Below are 19,775 nucleotides of genomic sequence, written 5' to 3'. Positions count from 1 at the left end.
CGTTAAGCCGATGGCTTTAGCTGCGTTATTTGATGTTTCGGTTAAATATTACTACCTTAATATGCTCTTGTTATAAACCGCAGAAAATCAGTTCTGTCCCGCTAAATTCTTAAACCGATTATGATCATGAACGTACTTTACATCCGTTTTATGGCGCTTGCTATTTTTATGCTTGGCGCCTTTTCAGGATATGCCCAGAATAAGCCGGGGGCAACAGATACTATCGACCGCAAATGGTGGAAAGAAGCAGTAGTTTACCAGGTTTATCCGCGCAGCTTTAAAGACAATAACGGGGATGGCATCGGCGACCTGAAAGGTATCATCTCCAAGCTGGATTATATCAAAAGCCTCGGGGTTGATGTGGTTTGGCTTAATCCCATTTATAGCTCGCCCAATGATGATAACGGGTATGATGTAAGCGATTACCGCAACATCATGAAAGATTTTGGTACCATGGACGATTTTGATGCTTTGCTTAAAGGCATGCACAGCCGTGGTATAAAACTGGTTATGGACCTGGTGGTAAACCATAGCAGCGATGAACACGAATGGTTTAAACAAAGCAGGAGCTCACGAACCAGTCCATACCGCGAATATTATCACTGGTGGAATGCGGAGAAAGGTAAGCCGGCATACCGTTATAGTTTGTTTGATGTGAACCATGATGCCTGGCGGTACGATTCGCTCACCAACGCCTATTACCTGCATTATTTTTCGCGTAAGCAACCCGATCTTAATTGGGAGAATCCTAAGCTCAGGAACGAAGTATATGGCATTATGAAGTTTTGGGCCGATAAAGGGATTGACGGTTTCCGGCTGGATGCTTTCCAGTTTGCCGCAAAGGATACCACTTTCCCGGCTTTTCCAAAAGGGTATGAAAAAAACTTTACCCAATATTACGGGGTACAGGGCAATTTGCATGGTTACTTGCAGGAAATGAACCGGGAAGTGCTCAGCAAATACAATGTAATGAGCGTGGCCGAAGGTGCAGGCAATACATTTGAAGACGGGCATAATTTAGTTGACGCCGACAGGAATGAATTGAACATGGCTTATGCCTTTGAAGGGGTAGATATTGCCAAGCCCGAAGGTTACAGCATAACGCATTTAAAACAGGTATTTACCAAATGGGATAGTGCTTTTGCGGCAAAGGGCTGGCTTTCGATATTTCTCGCTAACCATGACCAGGCGCGGTTGGTAAGCCGCTTCGGGAATGACAGCCCCGAGTTTAGGGCGCTATCATCAAAAATGCTGACTACCTTTTTAATGACCATGCGTGGCACGCCTTACTACTACAATGGCGACGAGCTGGGCATGACCAATGCCGGTTTTACCACAATTGAGGATTACCGCGATGTGCAAACGTTGAACGAGTACCAACGTCAGAAAAATATCGGTGCCGATTTACCTGCATATTTAAAACGGATAGCTTTTGAAAGCCGGGATAATGGTCGTACGCCATTTCAATGGAACAATACCGCAAATGCCGGATTTACTACAGGAACTCCCTGGATAAAGGTAAATCCCAATTACAAAAACATTAACGCTGCAGCACAGGAAAAAGATGCCAACAGCATTTTAAATTACTTTAGACGGGTAGTAAAACTCCGGAAAGATAACCTGGTGCTGGTATACGGAAAGTACACCCTGCTCGACGCGCAAAACCCCGATACTTATGCCTACACCCGAGAGTTGAACGGAAGGAAGTTGTTGGTATTGCTTAACTTCACCAATAAGGCGGCCTCAACACAAACGGGCATCGATCTGAACAACGCGAACGTTTTAATAGGGAATTATCAAAAACCATCAAAAAACGGTACGTTACTGCCGTATGAAGCTGTGGTTTATGAGGTGAAATAGGAGGATAATAAAAAGCCGTCATTGCGAGGCACGAAGCAATCCCCGATTAACAGAGTCGTTAAGCAAATCCGCCCTGTATAGTTTGGGATTGCTTCGTGCCTCGCAATGACGTTTATGGAGTGGATTTTTGAAATATTAATCTTACCTCACCACCAACGAAATCCGCAGCACCCTCGGTTGATCTCCAATTGCGGGGCCACCCCAATCAGTTTCATCGCCATTAAGGATGCGAAGCGATTTAAAAATACCATCGCTATACCTGCCTTCTTCAACTTTAAGGTATTGCCATGCCCTGCCGGTATTGCCGCCTGCGGGATGGAAGGTAATCCTACAGTTTGTCCCGGTCATGATGAATTTGTTTTCGTCAAGGGTAACTATCATAGCTTTGCCGTTATGGTCCCTATTCGGCTTAAGTTCACCGCCGCGGCCATTGCCGAATTTTATAATCGCATCCCATTCGCCAAGTTTAATGGTTTGCTCCGCGCCGTCTTCATGTTCAACAACGGCTTTGATCTTACCTTCAAAGGCCCATTGAGCCAGTTCCCGCATCATTGGCCTTGCTACAGCATATTCCTGTGCAAAAGGAGCAAGGCGTTCGGCCAAATGTTCATCGTTTGAAGCATCGCCATTATCATCTATCCCGAAAGGAGAGAAACCTATGCCGCCATGGGCTAAAACATCATAAAAGTATTTGGCGTTATCTGCAATTAAACCGGCTTCGGGTACAAACAGGGTGTTATCTGCACGGGTATACAGGTCGATCACTTTTAGTACCCTTTCGCTGCCGGAGAGGTAAATATCAGGAGCAAGCAAATCGATAGACGGTGCCGCCGCTTTCCAGATCGGGATCACGTTATCTGTAGCGCCGCCGCTTTCATAATGGGTTGCAGGTGGATTGGTGAGCGGATCGCGAAGTGCCACATTCACATACAACGGTAACGGATATTCAGCTTTACCGGCAGCCGCAACTCGTTCAATGAAACGGGCAATAGACCAGGCCTGGAAATACTCATCGGCCCTGTCGCCAAAAACCTTGGCCCATGTACCTTTTGAGTTTTCGGGTACATTTAACGCTTTTAGTATAGCTGGTTTTAACAGTCCCGCGGGGACATCTGCTTCGAATAATTTTTGCGCCACAGCCGAGTAATCACGAACAGTGTCCCATGAGCCGGGCTCATTTTCAACCTGAACCATAATAACGGTATGCTGCGCGTCGGCCTGTTTCAGATATCGCATCACTGCCGAAAACGCTTTAACATCAGCCTCCAATGTAGCCTTTGAATGCGGGGACGGCGAATCAATTGCTTTGCCTGTTTTACCCGTAATGTTTGGGTATTTCCCGGCATCACGCTTCATCCATTCGGGGATGTAATGGTTGCTGCCGTTTTTCCAGGTACCAAACCATAGCAACACCAAATGAACGTTGTGCTGCCGGGCCTGGGTGAGCAGCGTATCTACCAGCGAAAAATCAAACTTTCCGGGCTGAGGTTCTATCTGTTCCCAGTAAATGGGCACTTCAAGTGTGTTGAGGTGCATCGCCTCTGCCGATTTCCATACCCCTGGCATCAATGTCGGCCATGCGCTTGAGTTATGCGCCTGGCCGCCAAGCATCAAAAACGGTTTGCCATCAACTAAAAACGCGTGCCTTCCATTTTTTTCGATAAGCTTGGGTGACGATGGATTATTGGTTTGGGCAAGGGCTTTATCACCTGCAATCAATATTAAAGCAAGCAGGAAAATGTTCTGCGCTGTTTTGCTAATTATTTTAAGCATGATATCAAAGGGTTATGATCAGGCCAAAATAATTACAAAACAGCGCTTAAGGTAATACTAAATAAACCGATTATGGTTGAAAATATACCAGCTATCGCCTTTACTTATTGAGTTCCAGCTTGGCAAAAAAATCATTAAACATCAGGTTAATATCCAGCCTGCGATAAACGCGGATGTTGCGGCCATGTGCATTATAATCGTACCCGCCCTGCGCATTAATGAGCGGACAAGGTTTTAATATATACTCGCTCGATGAAGGATCGGCCTCAAAGGATGATTGCAAGGCGGTAAGCAAAACCAGCGGACTATCGCCTAAGATATAAGTTTCACCGAGGTTAAAATGATATTGCTGCAGGCGGCCCATCAACGTTTCGAGTACGCCGGCCAGGTATTTGCCCGCTTCGCCCTGAGGTTTTATTTTGAGCTGTAATTCGGAGTATGGCAATATGGCTTGGCGATACCCATCTCTTGGGATTTGCCAAAGCTTTAATTGCGAGTGGTTGAACACCGCCCTTGCGGCGTTGATATCGATATTAAGATTGTACTCGGGGCTGCTATAGTTTGGTGGAGGCAGGGCAAGATCGCTGTATTCGGGGCCGCCAATCCATACGAGTGTAAGTTTATCGGCAATTTTAGGTTCGGTTAATATTGCCGAAGCAATTTCGGTGAGTCCGGCGCCGCAAAGGATATATAGCGGTAATGAGGTATCTGTGCGTGATGCTTCTTTAATGATCAGGTCGACTGCTTTACTTTTAACCGGGGTACTATCGTTTAGCATTGCCGTGTTAGAACCGGCTATAACGGGGAATTGGTCTTTGATCTTTAAAACAGCCAATAGCTCGGCTGCTTTTTTTGCAGCATTATCGGCCTGGGTTTTTGACCTGTCGAATCCATCGGCAGCATTCAGGTGTGAGCCGATGATGCCTCTAACTTCGACAGATGGAGACAGTACCAAATGTGTAAGTGCAAACAAGCCATCCGGGTCGCCACTGAAATCATTATCCATAATCACCCTGATGCGCGGCGAAACGAGTTTATTGGTTGGGGCTGATTGTCCTTTTGAAACAAAGGAGAAAACAAAAAGCAGGAGCAGTAATGATAAAAACTTGCTTTGGGTCATAGCTTAAAGGTCAATTGGTTACAGCACACAATATAAGTGTTTTGCCATCAAATAGTATAGTTGAATTGCGGATTAAACAGGTGGTTTCCTCCCCGGGGAGGGGTGTGTTAGAATTGAGTGTTGGCAGGGAGGGGTTTATACGTCTTACTCCTATCGGACATCTCGAAGGAACCCCTCCCTACACCCTCCCAGGGGAGGGAATCGCACAGCCCATACTTTTAAAACCTCCTGACCGTCTGCTCATGGGCTATTACTTTCAAGAGAGGATTGAGGATCTGTAGTTTAATAGCTAAGGAATTTAACCCGAAATACTCTCAAAAGCAGCGAGATATTTATCAATATAAAACTGCTTGCTTGCCGTTTTATATTGCATAATAAAACGGGGATGTTCCAGTGCTATGATCTCGCCGAAGAAATGATACTCATCATTCAGCTTGCGCAGGAATGTTTCATTCTTACCGGTACCAAAGCAAAAGCATTTATCCGTATTAACTCCCAGTGCGATCTGCTTGCGGATGTTTTCGATCATAAACTGATAAACAGCTTTGGTTAGTTCCTTGCTATCGTAGTAATTGTAATTCTTTTCCTTGCCCTTGGCATCAATACTGGTAAAACCCAGCGGGCAGGGCGAGTTAATGTAGATCTGTTTATAAAAAGCTTCCGGGCCGCCAAAGGCGTTGATCACCTCGTAAACAAATACCGATGATGGCTCGTGCGACATTTTACCCTCATAATTGATGTGGCATTCTGAGATTAGCCGTTTAGGATCGGTAAATGGGATGCCGGTTAAGCCCCCGCCAAACCTGCCCGGATTAATCCCCAAAATGATATGCCGTTGCTGGTTATCGTTGTAATATTTATGATAAAACTCATCAACAATGCGCATGGTTTGCGGATGCTCCTTAAACGGGTTCATGATGCGGATGCCTTCAGGTAAAGGTTCGCCGGTATAGGTTAGCTGTTCATTGAATTGGATGATCCGGTCTGCGAGTGTCATAACTCAAATTTAGCATTTTTATAAATTTTGAAGATAATCATATTAGCCGGTCGCTTTTTACCAAATGGTAAGTGGAACCGGTTTTTTACGGGGGAAATTTGTGGTGTCTAAAAAAAGAATAAACATCATGAGCAATCAAATTGAAAACAGATCGTCATTAAATGGCAAACGGGTAATTATATTGGGCGGCAGTACTGGTATCGGCTTCGCTACAGCAAAGGCCGCCGCCGCCGAGGGTGCCAAAGTTGTCATAGTTTCGGGTAATCAAAGTAAGATCAATAACGCATTAAGTCAATTACCTCAGGATGCTGAAGGTTACGCTGTAGATCTATCGCACGAAGAAAATATAAAAGTATTTTTTGAGCAGGCCGGTAAGTTCGATCACCTGATTTATACCGCTGCTGAAAATCTTAACCTGAATAATATCGATCAAACCGATATTGAAGCTGCCCGTAAATTTTTTAATCTCCGTTACTGGGGAGCGTACGCTGCCGTTAAGTACGGCACACCTTTTATCAACGAAGGAGGTTCGGTAAACTTAACTGGCGGTACGGCGGGAACAAGGCCTGCCGCGGGCTGGTCAATAGCAAGTAGCATTTGTGGCGCTATGGAAGGTTTGGTAAGGGCCCTTGCTGTTGAATTGGCGCCTTTACGCGTAAACGCCGTGATCCCGGGTGTAATTGATACCAACCTGTGGGACAGCATGCCAGCTGAAGATAAAGAAGGTCTTTACAATTGGGCAAAAGATACACTACTGCTCGGTCGGGTTGGCCACGCGGATGATGTTGCCTTTGCTTTTTTGTATCTTATGAAACAGAGCTTTGGCACCGGCCTCAATTTAGTGGTTGACGGTGGTACTTTGCTGGCCTAATGGTTTATAGGAGGTATTAAAAAGGATTGCGAGTGGAGGAAGTGCGATTCCCCTCTTGAGAAGGGTGGAGGGGTGTGTTGGCCAAGAGAATGCGCGTCGACGAGCACACCCCTGCAGCCGCACTTTCCATTGCGCCCCCTCTCAAGAGGGGAACCGCACATTTTACATTTCGTTTCAGGGGACTGACTATTTGCTGCACTCCCCATCTTTTGTATCTTGGGCCATTCATCAATCATTAACAAAATTGACAAGCGCCCCGATACATTTTAATAAAACCCGCATTGCGCCAACGCCAAGCGGGTTTTTGCATGTCGGCAATATCCTGTCCTTTTCCATTACCGCGGCGCTGGCCCGCAAACATGGCGCTAAAATTTTATTGAGGATTGATGACCTTGACCGTGCAAGGGTTAACCAAGAATATTTGACCGATATTTTTGACACACTTCGGTTTTTAGGGATTCCCTGGGATGAGGGGTCACGGAATGCGGATGATTTTGAAGCTCGTTTTTCACAAATGCACCGGATGCAACTGTACAACGATGCTCTTGAGCAATTAGCCGCCAGCGGTTTTGTTTTTGCCTGTACCTGCTCGCGGAAGCAACTCATCGAAGCCGGAAACTGCGTCTGTTTAAATAAACAGATCCCGTTAAACACTCCCGAAGCAAGCTGGCGTTTACGTACCGATCAAGCAGCAACATTGCGGGTGAAGAATTACGACGGCGCCATAATTCAAGCACCACTACCTGCCGAAATGGAAAGTTTTGTTGTGCGAAAGAAAGACGGCTTTCCGGCCTATCAGCTCACTTCGATCATTGATGATTTGTTTTATGGGATCGATCTGATCGTAAGGGGCGAAGACCTGTGGGCTTCAACATTGGCTCAGATTCAGTTGGCTGCTATGATGGGTAAAGCGACTTTTAGTAATACCGTATTTTATCATCACCCTTTGTTGCTTGAAGGGGATGGAAAAAAACTATCCAAGTCGGCGGGCTCAACATCGGTTAGGTATTTAAGGCAGGAGGGCAGGAGCGTGGCCGATGTATTCGGGCTTATTTCAGCGCTGTTGATGCTTCCTGAAAAAGCCAATAACTGGCAACAGCTTGCCGGGTTCATTCTTAGCTAATCTTTATAGCTTATTAACACCTGTTTATAAAATGCAGATTTAATGTGAATCAGCCTTAATCGAAAAGTGTCGATTTGTATATTTTAATGTGATGAAAATGTTAACTCATTTACAAAAAATTAAAACATGAAGTGGTTTTACTTTACCATGACATAACTGCCTGTACATATCGGAGGGTTAAATTTGCATCAACAAATACAAATTACGATGCAAGCAGCATTTTGCCACAAGCACCTGAAATTTCTGTTTTTTGTTATCCTTGCCTTCAGAGCCATTACTTGCCAGGCTCAAAATAGTCCCCTCTCCAAAGGTTTCGCCCATAATGATTACTGGCACAACCGGCCTCTGTATGATGCCCTGGATAACGGTTTCCAAAACGTTGAGGCTGATATTTACCTGCGCGACGACGAATTGCTTGTTGCACATATGCTGCCCGCCTTTCAAAAAAAGCGTACCCTGGAGCAGTTGTACTTAATGCCATTGTTTAACTGTTACGAGGGTAAAAACAGGGAGGTGGTATACCCGCTTTCGCCAGTTACGCTGATGATCGATATTAAATCCGATGCCGAAAAAACCTACGCAAAGCTATCTGAGGTGTTAAAGCGTTACGCGCCGATGCTGTCGAGCTATAATAATGGCGAGATAACCGAAGGGAGCGTAACTATCGTCATTACAGGCAACAAGCCTTATAAAATGCTTCAGGCGCAAAAGCAACGCTACGCTTTTATTGATGAAGACCTGATGCAGGTACATACCGATACGCTTTCAAATACCATTTACAAAACTGCCAGCTGCAAATATTCACGCCTCATCAGCTGGACAGGCAAAGGCCCTATGCCTGAAGACCAGAAACAACTGCTCCGTGATTACGTAACAGCGGCGCATCACCATAAAAAACGGGTCCGCCTCTGGGCTTCTCCTGAAAATAAAGAAGTATGGCGCGCCCTGCTTGAATGCGAGGTAGACCTGATCAATACCGATAAGTTAGCTGAGTTAAGGGAGTTTTTGATGACAGGGCCGGAGCCGGGATACGCAAAAGTGAATACCAGGTAATAATAACCTCTAATCAGTCAATAAGATGAAAAAGATCAGAATAGCCTTTTTTGCCGAGATACTTATTGAAGATTTTGACGGTGCCGTGCGCACCATGTATCAGCTCATAAAACGTATAGATCGTAATATTTTTGAATTCCTGTTCGTGTATGGTGCCGGTCCCGACAGCATAGCTGGTTTTGAATCCTTAAAAGTCCCGGCTTTAACATTGCCTATTAATACCGGGTATACCATGGCCATACCAGCCTTGGTAATGAGCGAATTAACCGAAGACGTAAATAATTTCTCACCCGATATAGTGCATATTGCCACACCATCGCTGTTGGGCAATTTCGCGCTAAGATATGCTACCCAGCATGGTTTGCCGGTTATCAGCATTTATCACACTCATTTTATTTCCTATATCGATTATTATCTGAAACATACCCCGTTCCTGATCAATAAGGTTAAGCAGATGATGACCGACAGCCATAAGGCTTTTTATAACCAGTGCGACCAGGTATATGTGCCTTCGGTTACTATGAAGGATGAGCTGATTGATATGGGGGTTGATACCTATCGCATGAAACTTTGGCAAAGAGGGATAGATACCCGCCTGTTTTCGCCCCTGCAAAAAAAAACTCTGCGTTCGATAACAGGAAATGATAATCCCACCATTTTATTTGCAAGCCGCCTGGTTTGGGAAAAGAATCTTGAAACGCTGTTTGAGATCTATACGCAGATGCAAGACCGCCACCCTGAGGTTAACTTCATAATTGCCGGCGATGGCGTTGCCCGCAAAGCCTGCGAGACCAGGATGCCGAACGCGGTATTTACCGGCAAGGTAGATCATAAAAGGCTTTCGGTTTTATACGCATCGTCAACTTTGTTCCTGTTTCCTTCCGTATCTGAAGCTTATGGCAACGTAGTGCTTGAGGCCATGGCATCGGGATTACCGTGTGTTATTGCCGATGGTGGCGGGTCAAAAGATTTTATAGAGCAGGGTATTAATGGTTTTAAATGTGAGCCTTATGACGCCGCCTGTTACTTGGAGAAAATAGAACTACTGCTTAAGAGCAATAGCCTGAGGGAACAATTTATTGAAGAAGGCCTGCAATACAGCAGTCGCTTAAGCTGGGAGCACCTGGCATCCGTATATTTTGATGATCTGGCTGAAATGGCGGGTGCAGATGTGTTGAGCACGGTATAAATTGATAAAATTCTTAAAGTGATTTCCCTGTCACAAAACAGATAACTTCTTGTACACAAAATCCTATTTCTTACATTTGCCGTTTGTTTTAATAATAAAGGCTGAGTATCAAATCATAATAGGGGAATTTTCATGTACGATATTTGTTGTGTAGGGCATATTACGTTAGATAAAGTGGTGACACCGCAAGCGGTAAAACACATGGCTGGCGGTACTTCTTTTTATTTTTCAAACGCCATTCGTAATATGGATGTGAGTTACACGCTGGTTACTTCGCTTGCTTTAAGCGAGATGCCAGTGGTTGAAAAACTGCGCGGCAAAGGTATCGAGGTACATGCAACAACAGGCGGCGAGACGGTTTACTTTGAAAATATTTACTCTGCTAATCAGGATCACCGCACTCAGCGCGTGTTGCAAAAAGCCGACCCTTTCACTATTGAGCAACTTGACGAAATTAAGGCTGACGTTTATCATTTAGGTCCTTTGCTGGCCGATGATATCTCTGTAGATTTTATAAAAGGGCTTGCGCAACGAGGCAAGCTTTCGCTTGATGCCCAGGGCTACCTGCGCAAAGTAGAAGATAAGAACGTGGTGCCTATCGACTGGCCCGAAAAGCGTGAGGCCCTGCAACACATCCACATCCTGAAAGTGAACGAACACGAAATGGAAGTACTTACGGGGATCACTGATATCCACGAAGGTGCCAAAGTTTTGAACGAATGGGGGGTTAATGAGGTTGTGGTTACACTGGGCAGCATGGGGTCGGTTATTTATACCGATGGTGTTTATTACCAGATCCCGGCATATAAACCATCAGAAGTAGTTGACGCTACCGGCTGTGGAGATACTTATATGGCCGGTTATCTTTATCAGCGCGCTAAAGGTAAAGGCTTCCAGGAGGCCGGCGAGTTTGCAGCGGCTATGGCCAGTTTTAAAATTGAATCATCAGGTCCTTTTACAGGTACTGAAGATGATGTATTGGAGTTGCTGGAAAAAAATAGGGTTTAAGAAGCTGAAAGCCGAAGGCTTAAAATAAAAAGCAAATCTGGTTCAAGTTTAGCGACAGCGTAACTTGGACCTAAAATAGGTTAAGCTTTCAGCTTAATTCCAATAGCTATAATATAATTGATAATCCACGGAAGCAGGATGCTTCCACGATTTTAGGACGAAGTTACGCTATCGCTAAACTTCGACCAGTGGCAGCCTATAGTTGCAAACTACAGGCATATTGAATCCGTAGACAGAGTCTACGGACAGCAATTACATGGTGTTAGATTGATTGAGGTAAGGAAAACCTTTCGCCTTTTACCTTTATCCTTTCGCCTCTTCCAATCCTTTCACCTCCTCCAAAAACTATATTTCCTTAGCATCCGAAGCATTGATCCAGCCTTCGTTGCCGCTGGCCAGCCTGATCTTCATCCAGCCGTTGTTATCTTCCAGAATTTCAACTTTTGTTCCGTCGTGGATCAGGAACAGATTTTTGGCGTTAAGCGTTGGAGCGCTTTTTACATTTACCGATGTGCTGAAAATGATAGCGCCATGGTGCGCGTCAAAATATTGATCCTGGCGGCTTGCCACAAACATGCTCGCAAAGCCTAAAAGCAGCACCACTAAAGCCGAATAAAACGACCATTTTTTAATGCTTACCGAATTGGTGAACCTGTAAACTATTAGCAAAGCAGAGCCGGCAATAATCAGCAAAATGGTTAGTACAGATAAAGTTGTTAACGAAAAGCGGAGGATAAACGAGTGCCACCATTTAGTGATGAAAAACTCGGTACCGGCTTCTATCTTATCGGTTGTTTTTTGATTGGCAAACTGGATATTGAAATTGATATCCTCATCGCCGGGCGAAAGTTTATGCGCCTTTTCATAGTAAAGCAGTGCCGAGGGCACATCTTCATTCTTAAAATAGGCATTGCCCAGGTTATAATAAACCAACGCCGATTGGTGCCCGTCATCCACAATTTTTTGGTAGGTGGTGATGGCTTCCTTGTACTGGCCTTTGGCGTATTGGTCATTTCCTTTTTTTAACAGGACGTTAGCTTCATCGTTAGCTAATGCACATATAGGCATAACGATGATGAGCAGTAAGTATATAATGCGCTTCATCATGTTATATTTTATTTTCAATGTTATTGATCATGTTTTGTGCCTTATCAAACACCTGTTGCTCGGTAATGCCCGATACCGGCGCATAACGTGCCATTTCGCAAAGGTCAAGCGTGTCAAGCATCTCGTTAATCAGGCTTTCGTCAAGCGAACGGGCTTTTAGTTCCTCGGCTATTTTTTCGCGGTTAAGGTCGGAGTAAGGGATATTAAGCTTATCGCTCAGATAGCCGTACAGACCACGGAACAGGTTTTCGTAAAACGCTTTTTTATCGTTTAGTTGTTGTTTGGCACTGGCCAGGTGTTTGGCTGCCACTTTTCCCGCCTTGCGGCTTTTCAAACCTACCACATCGGCATTGTTTTTATCGCGCCATTTGCCATAAACCAAAGCCCCCAGGAAACCTGCCGGACCTAATATCAACAGGAAATAATACAGACCAGATCCGTAAAAGTCGCTGCCTACGTCGTTTAATTCGGTGCCGGTTTTAATGTAGCGGATATCATTACTCAGTACTTTAACATCCTGCTTACCCGCGTTTGAAAAGGCGGTAACATTGCTGCCATCGCCCGTGCCTTTGGCTACCTTGATATGGAATGCCTGGGTAGTTAAACTAACATACCTGCCGGTGGCCGGGTTAAAATAAGCAAACTTAATAGGGTCGATAGTGAAATCGCCCTGGTGCCTTGGGATAAGCAGGTAAGTGTATTTCCTGTTACCTGATGAACCGCTGGCATTTTCAGTAATGGTATCGGTGATTTTGGGTTCGTACTTCTCAAAATCAGCCGGGAAATTCGGGCTTATCGGTTTAAGCAATTTCAGGTTGCCCGTACCGCTTATCTTTATAGTGTAGTTGATAGCATCGTTAGCTTTAACGTCATTTTTATCAAGAGAGGCTTCAATGTTAAACTTACCTACGGCACCGGTATATTCAACAGGTTTCCCTGCCTGTGGCAATGGTTTTACGTGGATAACAATCGGCGTACTTTTAACTTTATACTTTACATCTTCATAGCCGCCAAAAAAAGCGTCGAAGGGATCGCCGGATGATGAAGCAGCCTGTTGCCTCACTATAAAGTTCATGATAGATGGCTCGATGGTTATATTGCCTTCGTGCTCGGGGAACAGGATAGTTTGCTTAACATCGGTAACATTATACCTTACGCCGTTAATAATCTCGGTACGCCATTGGGTATTAGGGTTATTGCTTTTAATGTCGCGGCTGTAAAATCCATTAAGATCAGGAATTTTTTCAGGCTCGCCATTGGCAATGTTAACCCGGGTATAAAGGCGTAGGTTCATCATGATCTGCTGACCCATGTAGGCAGTTGTTTTATCAACCTCGGTGCGTAAAAACAATGATTTGGAAATATCTGTTACACGCCCTTTTTGAATATTGCGGCTATCCGGACCATTGCTGCTTTGTTGCTGAGCCTGTTGATTGGACTGCCCACCCTGGCCTTTAACTACTTTAATTTTTATAGGAGTGGTGCTGTAAGGTCTGCCGCCCGACATAATAGTAGCCGGACCAATGGTTATTTCACCCTCCCGGGTTGGTACAAGATCATATCCATAAGCTATGCTTGCGGAGGTAACCCCGTTAACCATGGAGATACTGTTGGATACATTAGGCCCGCCAACTACCTGGAAACCGGCAAAAGCAGGAGGTGCAAAACGATCGGCATTGGCGTTGATGGAAAAGGTAACCTCAAGTACCTCACCTGTGCCTATGGTATTTTTATTTACCGATGCCGTGAACTTTACCTGCGCGAACACAAGGCTTGAGCAACACAACAGCAGCGTTAATATGGAAAGTTTAATTTTCATTAGTATCTACAAAACAACAAGATTTACCAATCTTTTGAAATAGGCACTTTAGCACCTTTTAATTTTTTATTCTTCAGCTTATCCTGGGTTTGTTTTTCATCATTGTTCAAGGCGTCAAGCATACGCTGGGCATCATCTTTTGAAAGCTGGTTAGGCTGCTGTCCCTGCTGATCTTTCTGATCCTGATTTTGTTTGTCCTGGTCTTTCTTGTCCTGATCCTGCTTGTTTTTATCCTGATCTTTTTTGTCTTTATCCTTGTCCTTGTTGTCTTTATTCTTATCGTTCTTGTTTTTATCCTTGTTCTTGTCTTTATTATTATTGCCCCCGCCGCCTTTATTCTTGTCCTGTTGGTTTTTCAGCATTTTTTGGGCATAAGCAAGGTTATAGCGGGTTTCATTATCCGCCGGATTATTAACAAGCGCTTTTTTATAGGCGTCGATACTTTCCTGGTATTTTTTTTGGGTCAGGAACGAGTTGCCTACGTTATGATAAGCCCCGGATTTTACATTTTTATCTGTTGATGAAGCCGCCAGTTTATTAAACTGTTCGGACGCCTGATCAAACTTTTGCTGTTTGAACATGGCATCACCGAGGTTGAAATTACTCTCAACAGTTTTGTTCTTTTGCCCCATGGCCTGGCGATAGCTTGCTTCGGCCTCTTTGTATTTCTTTTGCTGGTAAAGCTCGTTACCTTTATTGATAAGTCTTTTTTCCTGCTGGGCAAAAAGAAATGAAGCCTGCAGCATTAAAATAATGACTATGATATATTGCTTCATGTGTTTTTTACTTCAAATAATTTGATCTTGCTCAGGCGCATGTTTTTACGGATAGAGATAAAGAACTCGGCCAGTAACAGTACAAAGGCAATGGCCAGGAAAAACTGGAACCGGTCTTCAAAATCTTTAAACTGTTTAGTATCGGTCATTTTGCGCTGCACTTTGGCTATCTGATCCATAACGATATTAAGGCCGCTGTTGGCATTATTAGCACGCACGTAAACGCCGTTTCCGGCCGCTGCTATTTCTTTGCCCATTTGCTCGTCCAGCTTACTTACTACAGGATGGCCGGTGCTATCGTTATGAAAGCCAGTTTGCTTGCCATCCTGGTAAATAGGTACCGGAGCACCTTCTTCCGAGCCCACACCCACAACATTAACAGTTACGTTTCTTGATAAAGCAGATTTGGCGGCGGCAACGGCATCATCCTCATGGTTTTCACCATCGGTAATAATAATCATGGATTTGCCGGTACCGTTTTTAAAATCAAACGACTGCATGCCCAGGTTAATTGCCGCGCCAATAGCTGTACCTTGTGTTGGCACCATATCGGTGTTAATGGTATTGAGAAATAGCTTGGCCGCCGAATAATCGGTAGTTACCGGAAGCTGGACATAAGCCTGACCAGCGAATACTACGATACCAATACGATCGTCATGCAGCTTATCTATCAACTGGGCTAACGCGCGTTTGGCGTTTTCCAAACGGTTAGGGGCAAGGTCCTGCGCCAGCATACTGTTTGATACGTCGAGCAGGATCATCAGGTCGGCTCCTTTGCGCTTTACCTCTTCGGTTTTTGAACCCAACTGCGGATCTGCTATACCTATCACAACCAGAGCGTAGGCCAAAATGAAAAAGATAAACTTAATCCAGGGGCGCGAAAAGGAAACCTGCGGCATCATCTGCAGCACTATCTCTTTATTGCCCAATGAGGCTATGGCTTTGCGTTTCCACCAGTTAACCCTTAAAAAAATAAAGAGCAGCAGCGGAATAGCAAGCAATCCCCATAAATATTCTGTATTTGCAAAACGTAGCATGCTGTTATGTTAAAGCTCCCTTAAGCAGGGTGTTTCTTGTTAAAAATTCTAACGATAAAAGTGCCAGCGCAATAATGGCGAACGGCAAAAAGCGTTCGGTTTTTTTGCGGTACTGGGTAACATCTATCTTGGCTTTTTCCAGTTTGTCAATCTGTTCGTAAATATCTTTCAGGGCGCTGTTATTGGTTGCCCTGAAGTATTTACCACCGGTAATGGAAGCGATTTTGCCCAGTGTACCTTCGTCAATATCAACTTTCATGCGCTGGTATTGTACGCCCATTGGCGTTTGAACAGGGTAGGGCGCATAGCCGTTGGTACCAATGCCTACTGTATAAACCCTTACACCAAACTGTTTGGCAATTTCGGCAGCGGTAACCGGTGGGATAGAGCCCGAGTTATTGGATCCGTCGGTAAGCAGGATCACTACTTTACTTTTGGCTTCGCTATCTTTTAAACGGTTTACGGCCGTAGCCAAACCCATACCAATGGCGGTACCATCCTCAATCATCCCGTTTTTGATATCGGCATAAAGGTTTACCAGTACCGAATGATCAATAGTGAGCGGGCATTGCGTAAAGCTTTCACCGCTGAAAACTACCAGACCAATCCTGTCATTAGGGCGGTTTTGGATAAAATCAATGGCGATGTTTTTGCCGGCCTCAAGCCTGTTCGGTTTAAAATCCTCGGCAAGCATACTGCCCGAGATATCCGACGCGATAACGATATCGATACCTTCAGTAGTAGTATCCTGCCAGCTTAATGACGATTGCGGCCTTGCCAGCGCCACTATAAGTGCGGCCATGGCTAATGAGCGCAAAACGATACCCAAATGCCTGAAATGCGGCAGCTTGCTTTTGGTGATCATGGCAAAGCCTCTGATGGTAGGCATAGCCAGATTGCCCTGTAGTTGCTTTTGTTTCCAGATGTACCAGCCCACCATAAGCGGAATGCTGATAAACAGCCAGAAAAAGCCCGGATGTGCAAATTCTATTCCTTTAAACCAAATCATTTTGCCTCATCTCCCTTCGCGTTTACATCTGCAGGCTTAACATAGTGGGGTTGTGTATCTTTAATGAAAGTAACAGCGTTATCCATGCTCTTTTCATTTTCATGAGCCGCGGGCTTCTCTTTGGCAAACTTCACCATATCCGAAAGTACCAATAGCTGTCTTAAGAGGTTCCTGTCTTCGCTGGCTATATCCATGTTTCTTAAGCTCGCAAAAATCTCTTCGGTTGTTTGCTCCAGCGCTTGAATAGTATACCGTTTTTCAAGGTACTCACGTACCACATCGCTCAGTTCAATATAATATTGCTTAACCTGGTCGTGTTGCCAAAGCTGTTTGCTCTTGATCTCTTCAAGCTTTTGAAGCGCCTGGATATGCAGTGGCACATCCGGTTTAACTTCTTCAACAACCACCTCTTTTTTAGGTCGTTTAAGCAGGTAGTAAATTGCGCCGGCTATCGCCATTAAGCCAAGCCAGATGCCTATAACCAATTTCCAGTTATCATGCAGCCAGTCCCAAAAAGTATAATGAACAGCCAATGGCTGTTTAATATCATAAAAGCCCTTGGTGGTGTCAACGGCAACTGTTTTTACATCAAGGGTCAACGTTTCGGTAGGCAAATCGCCTACTGCCGATTTGAAAACATAAGATGGAATAGCGTACCGGCCGCTATCAAAAGCAGTGATAGTATAATGCCTGGTGATAGTTTTGATGGATAGGTCGCTTTTATCGGAAACCGTATCCGCTTTAACTTTCACTACCTGAATTTTACCTATGCTATCGGGCACCTTTGGAAAAGTGACATTATCCTGGGTATGAAAACGGACGCTTAAGTTAAGCTGTGTTTGTTCGCCTATAAGGATAGTGTTTTTATTCAGCGTAGCTTTTGCCCCAAAGTTTTGAGCCCTGCCTGTTTGGTAAAAGCCTGCAAGCGTTACCAACATAGCCAGGGTGTATTTGATGTACCTGTTCATATATTTTACCGCCGGCCTTCCCGCTTTTTAAATAATGTCATTAATGGTTTAACGTATGATTCGTGTGTGCCGATAGTAGTATAATCAACCCCCGAACGGCGAAAAGTATCCTGAAGCGCGGCATTGCGTTTCACGGCATCCCATTTAAAGGCGTCGCGTACGGCTTTATCACCGGTGTTTACCCACATGATTTGCCCGCTTTCTTCGTCTTTAACGGGAATAAGCCCAAGGTTTGGGAATTCTTCTTCGTGCTTATCGTAAAGTTTTAAAGCAATGATATCGTGCTTTTTATTGGCGATCTTAATTTCATTTTCAAAATCAGAGGTGATGAAATCCGAGATCACAAAGGCTGTGCACTTCTTTTTGATAACACTGGTGAAGTATTTTAAAGCTTCGGCCACGTTGGTGCCCTTGTTTTCGGGCTGAAACGCGATCAATTCGCGGATGATCATCAGGATATGGCTGCGGCCTTTTTTAGGCGGAATAAATTTCTCGATCTTATCGCTGAAAAATAGGATACCTACCTTATCATTGTTCTGTATGGCCGAAAATGCCAGCACAGCGCAAAGCTCGGTAGCCAGATCCTGCTTTTGTTGGTTTTGTGTGCCGAAGTTTTCAGAACCACTCACATCCATCAGTATCATAACGGTAAGTTCGCGTTCCTCTTCAAATACCTTTACGTAAGGCGCGTTAAAACGGGCCGTTACGTTCCAGTCGATAGTACGGATCTCATCGCCAATCTGGTATTCGCGCACCTCGCTGAAGGCCATACCACGCCCCTTGAAAGCAGAATGATACTCGCCCGAAAATAAGTGGTTACTTAAGCCACGGGTTTTGATCTCTATCTTCCTAACCTTTTTTAGCAGATCCTTGGTGTCTTTAGCCATGTACCCCTCCTAAATCCTCCCCAGGGGGGAGGACTTTAAAAGAATTTTAGTTGAATAATTAAACTTTTTATTTAACTCCCTCTCCTTTGGAGAGGGCCAGGGTGAGGTTTACGGTACCTCAACCGCGTTTAATATCGCTGTAATGATATCCTCGCTGGTGATGTTCTCAGCTTCGGCCTCGTAGCTTAAGCCAACGCGGTGCCTTAATACATCATGGCAAACAGCGCGCACATCCTCAGGGATCACGTAGCCACGGCGTTTGATAAACGCATAAGCTTTTGCAGCCAGCGCCAAACTGATACTTGCCCTTGGCGAAGCACCAAAGGTGATCAGGGTTTTGTACTTGGCAAGCTTAAACTGATCAGGGAAACGGGTAGCGAAAACAATATCGATAATGTATTGCTCAATTTTTTCGTCCATATAAACCTCGCGCACTATTTTACGGGCCTTGATGATTTCCTCGGGCTTGATAATGGCGTTTGGTTTATTCATGCCCGAAGGCGAAATATTGGCGCGCATGATCTTTTTCTCATCCTCTTTGTTAGGATATTTGATCACCACTTTCAGCATAAAACGGTCAACCTGTGCTTCGGGCAGGGGATAAGTACCTTCCTGCTCAATAGGGTTTTGGGTTGCCAGTACCAGGAACGGATCGGGCAGTTTATAGGTAGTATCGCCAATGGTTACCTGGCGCTCCTGCATGGCTTCAAGCAATGCACTTTGCACTTTAGCAGGCGCACGGTTAATCTCATCGGCCAAAACAAAGTTAGAGAAGATAGGGCCTTTACGCACAATGAACTCTTCTTTCTTTTGGTTATAGATCATGGTACCAAGCACGTCGGCGGGGAGTAGGTCCGGTGTAAACTGGATCCTGCTAAAATCTGCCTGGATTGCTCTTGAAAGTGTGTTGATGGCCAATGTTTTTGCCAATCCCGGTACACCTTCCAATAAAATGTGGCCGTTGGCTAATAAACCAATCAGCAAACGTTCAACCATGTAACGCTGACCCACGATCACTTTATCCATCTCCAGGATCAGCAGATCGATAAACGCGCTTTCCCTTTGTATCATTTCATTCAGCGCCCTGATATCGGTTGAGTACGATGTTGGAGCGGCCGAAGTGACATTTCCTGTATAGCTATTTTGTTCTTCCATTAAATTTTTTCGTTTCGGTAGGC

17 protein-coding genes are annotated in these 19,775 nt (G+C 44.8%); 6 read left to right on the top strand and 11 right to left on the bottom strand.

Annotated elements, in window-relative coordinates:
* The first annotated feature begins 126 nt into the window (after positions 1-126).
* Complete coding sequence (locus DEO27_RS23935; protein ID WP_112574473.1) at positions 127-1,860, top strand: glycoside hydrolase family 13 protein; 1,734 nt, start codon at positions 127-129, stop codon at positions 1,858-1,860.
* Between the two features lie 141 nt (positions 1,861-2,001).
* On the opposite strand, the gene DEO27_RS23930 is transcribed toward DEO27_RS23935, so the two are convergent.
* From DEO27_RS23930 to DEO27_RS23920, 3 genes are all read right to left on the bottom strand, one after another.
* Positions 2,002-3,633 carry a DUF5597 domain-containing protein gene (locus DEO27_RS23930; RefSeq protein WP_112574415.1) on the bottom strand — a complete coding sequence of 544 codons (1,632 nt, stop codon included), beginning with the start codon at positions 3,631-3,633 and terminating at the stop codon, positions 2,002-2,004.
* Positions 3,634-3,733: 100 nt separating this feature from the next.
* Entirely contained in the window at positions 3,734-4,753 is a 1,020-nt protein-coding gene (locus DEO27_RS23925) for a nucleoside hydrolase (protein WP_112574416.1), read from the bottom strand.
* Positions 4,754-5,051: 298 nt separating this feature from the next.
* A complete protein-coding gene (locus tag DEO27_RS23920; RefSeq protein ID WP_112574418.1) occupies positions 5,052-5,750 on the bottom strand; it encodes an SMUG2 DNA glycosylase family protein in 699 nt (232 codons plus the stop codon).
* A 127-nt stretch (positions 5,751-5,877) separates the two neighbouring features.
* On the opposite strand from DEO27_RS23920, the gene DEO27_RS23915 reads away from it, so the two are divergent.
* From DEO27_RS23915 to DEO27_RS23895, 5 genes are all read left to right on the top strand, one after another.
* Entirely contained in the window at positions 5,878-6,621 is a 744-nt protein-coding gene (locus DEO27_RS23915) for an SDR family oxidoreductase (protein ID WP_112574474.1), read from the top strand.
* Between the two features lie 244 nt (positions 6,622-6,865).
* Complete coding sequence (locus DEO27_RS23910) at positions 6,866-7,744, top strand: glutamate--tRNA ligase family protein (protein ID WP_190295216.1); 879 nt, start codon at positions 6,866-6,868, stop codon at positions 7,742-7,744.
* A 207-nt stretch (positions 7,745-7,951) separates the two neighbouring features.
* Complete coding sequence (locus DEO27_RS23905) at positions 7,952-8,797, top strand: phosphatidylinositol-specific phospholipase C/glycerophosphodiester phosphodiesterase family protein (protein WP_112574420.1); 846 nt, start codon at positions 7,952-7,954, stop codon at positions 8,795-8,797.
* A gap of 25 nt (positions 8,798-8,822) precedes the next feature.
* Positions 8,823-9,986: a glycosyltransferase family 4 protein gene (locus tag DEO27_RS23900; protein ID WP_112574421.1), complete on the top strand. Its 1,164-nt coding sequence runs from the start codon at positions 8,823-8,825 to the stop codon at positions 9,984-9,986.
* A 132-nt stretch (positions 9,987-10,118) separates the two neighbouring features.
* A complete protein-coding gene (locus DEO27_RS23895) occupies positions 10,119-10,994 on the top strand; it encodes a PfkB family carbohydrate kinase (protein WP_112574422.1) in 876 nt (291 codons plus the stop codon).
* A 345-nt stretch (positions 10,995-11,339) separates the two neighbouring features.
* Here the strand turns inward: DEO27_RS23895 and DEO27_RS23890 are convergent, their stop codons facing one another.
* The 8 genes from DEO27_RS23890 to DEO27_RS23855 form a co-directional block, all read right to left on the bottom strand.
* Positions 11,340-12,101 (bottom strand): tetratricopeptide repeat protein, encoded by a 762-nt coding sequence (locus DEO27_RS23890; RefSeq protein ID WP_223818037.1) that lies wholly within the window; start codon positions 12,099-12,101, stop codon positions 11,340-11,342.
* Between the two features lies 1 nt (position 12,102).
* A complete protein-coding gene (locus DEO27_RS23885) occupies positions 12,103-13,920 on the bottom strand; it encodes a BatD family protein (protein WP_112574423.1) in 1,818 nt (605 codons plus the stop codon).
* A 23-nt stretch (positions 13,921-13,943) separates the two neighbouring features.
* Positions 13,944-14,696, bottom strand: coding sequence for a tetratricopeptide repeat protein (locus DEO27_RS23880; RefSeq protein ID WP_112574424.1), 753 nt, complete (start codon positions 14,694-14,696; stop codon positions 13,944-13,946).
* On the bottom strand, positions 14,693-15,733 hold the full coding sequence (locus DEO27_RS23875) for a vWA domain-containing protein (RefSeq protein WP_112574425.1): 1,041 nt from the start codon (positions 15,731-15,733) through the stop codon (positions 14,693-14,695). Before DEO27_RS23875 ends, DEO27_RS23880 begins: the two co-directional genes overlap by 4 nt.
* A 4-nt stretch (positions 15,734-15,737) precedes the next feature.
* Positions 15,738-16,742: a vWA domain-containing protein gene (locus DEO27_RS23870; protein WP_208644765.1), complete on the bottom strand. Its 1,005-nt coding sequence runs from the start codon at positions 16,740-16,742 to the stop codon at positions 15,738-15,740.
* Complete coding sequence (locus DEO27_RS23865) at positions 16,739-17,710, bottom strand: hypothetical protein (protein ID WP_112574426.1); 972 nt, start codon at positions 17,708-17,710, stop codon at positions 16,739-16,741. Before DEO27_RS23865 ends, DEO27_RS23870 begins: the two co-directional genes overlap by 4 nt.
* 5 nt (positions 17,711-17,715) lie before the next feature.
* On the bottom strand, positions 17,716-18,597 hold the full coding sequence (locus DEO27_RS23860) for a DUF58 domain-containing protein (protein WP_112574427.1): 882 nt from the start codon (positions 18,595-18,597) through the stop codon (positions 17,716-17,718).
* A gap of 108 nt (positions 18,598-18,705) precedes the next feature.
* Positions 18,706-19,665 (bottom strand): AAA family ATPase, encoded by a 960-nt coding sequence (locus tag DEO27_RS23855; RefSeq protein ID WP_410505403.1) that lies wholly within the window; start codon positions 19,663-19,665, stop codon positions 18,706-18,708.
* Between the last annotated feature and the right edge of the window lie 110 nt (positions 19,666-19,775).

Source organism: Mucilaginibacter rubeus (assembly GCF_003286415.2).
Taxonomy (GTDB): Bacteria; Bacteroidota; Bacteroidia; order Sphingobacteriales; family Sphingobacteriaceae; genus Mucilaginibacter; species Mucilaginibacter rubeus_A.
The sequence above is the reverse complement of the archived record's forward strand: the minus strand, read 5'-3'. Positions and strand labels throughout refer to the sequence as shown.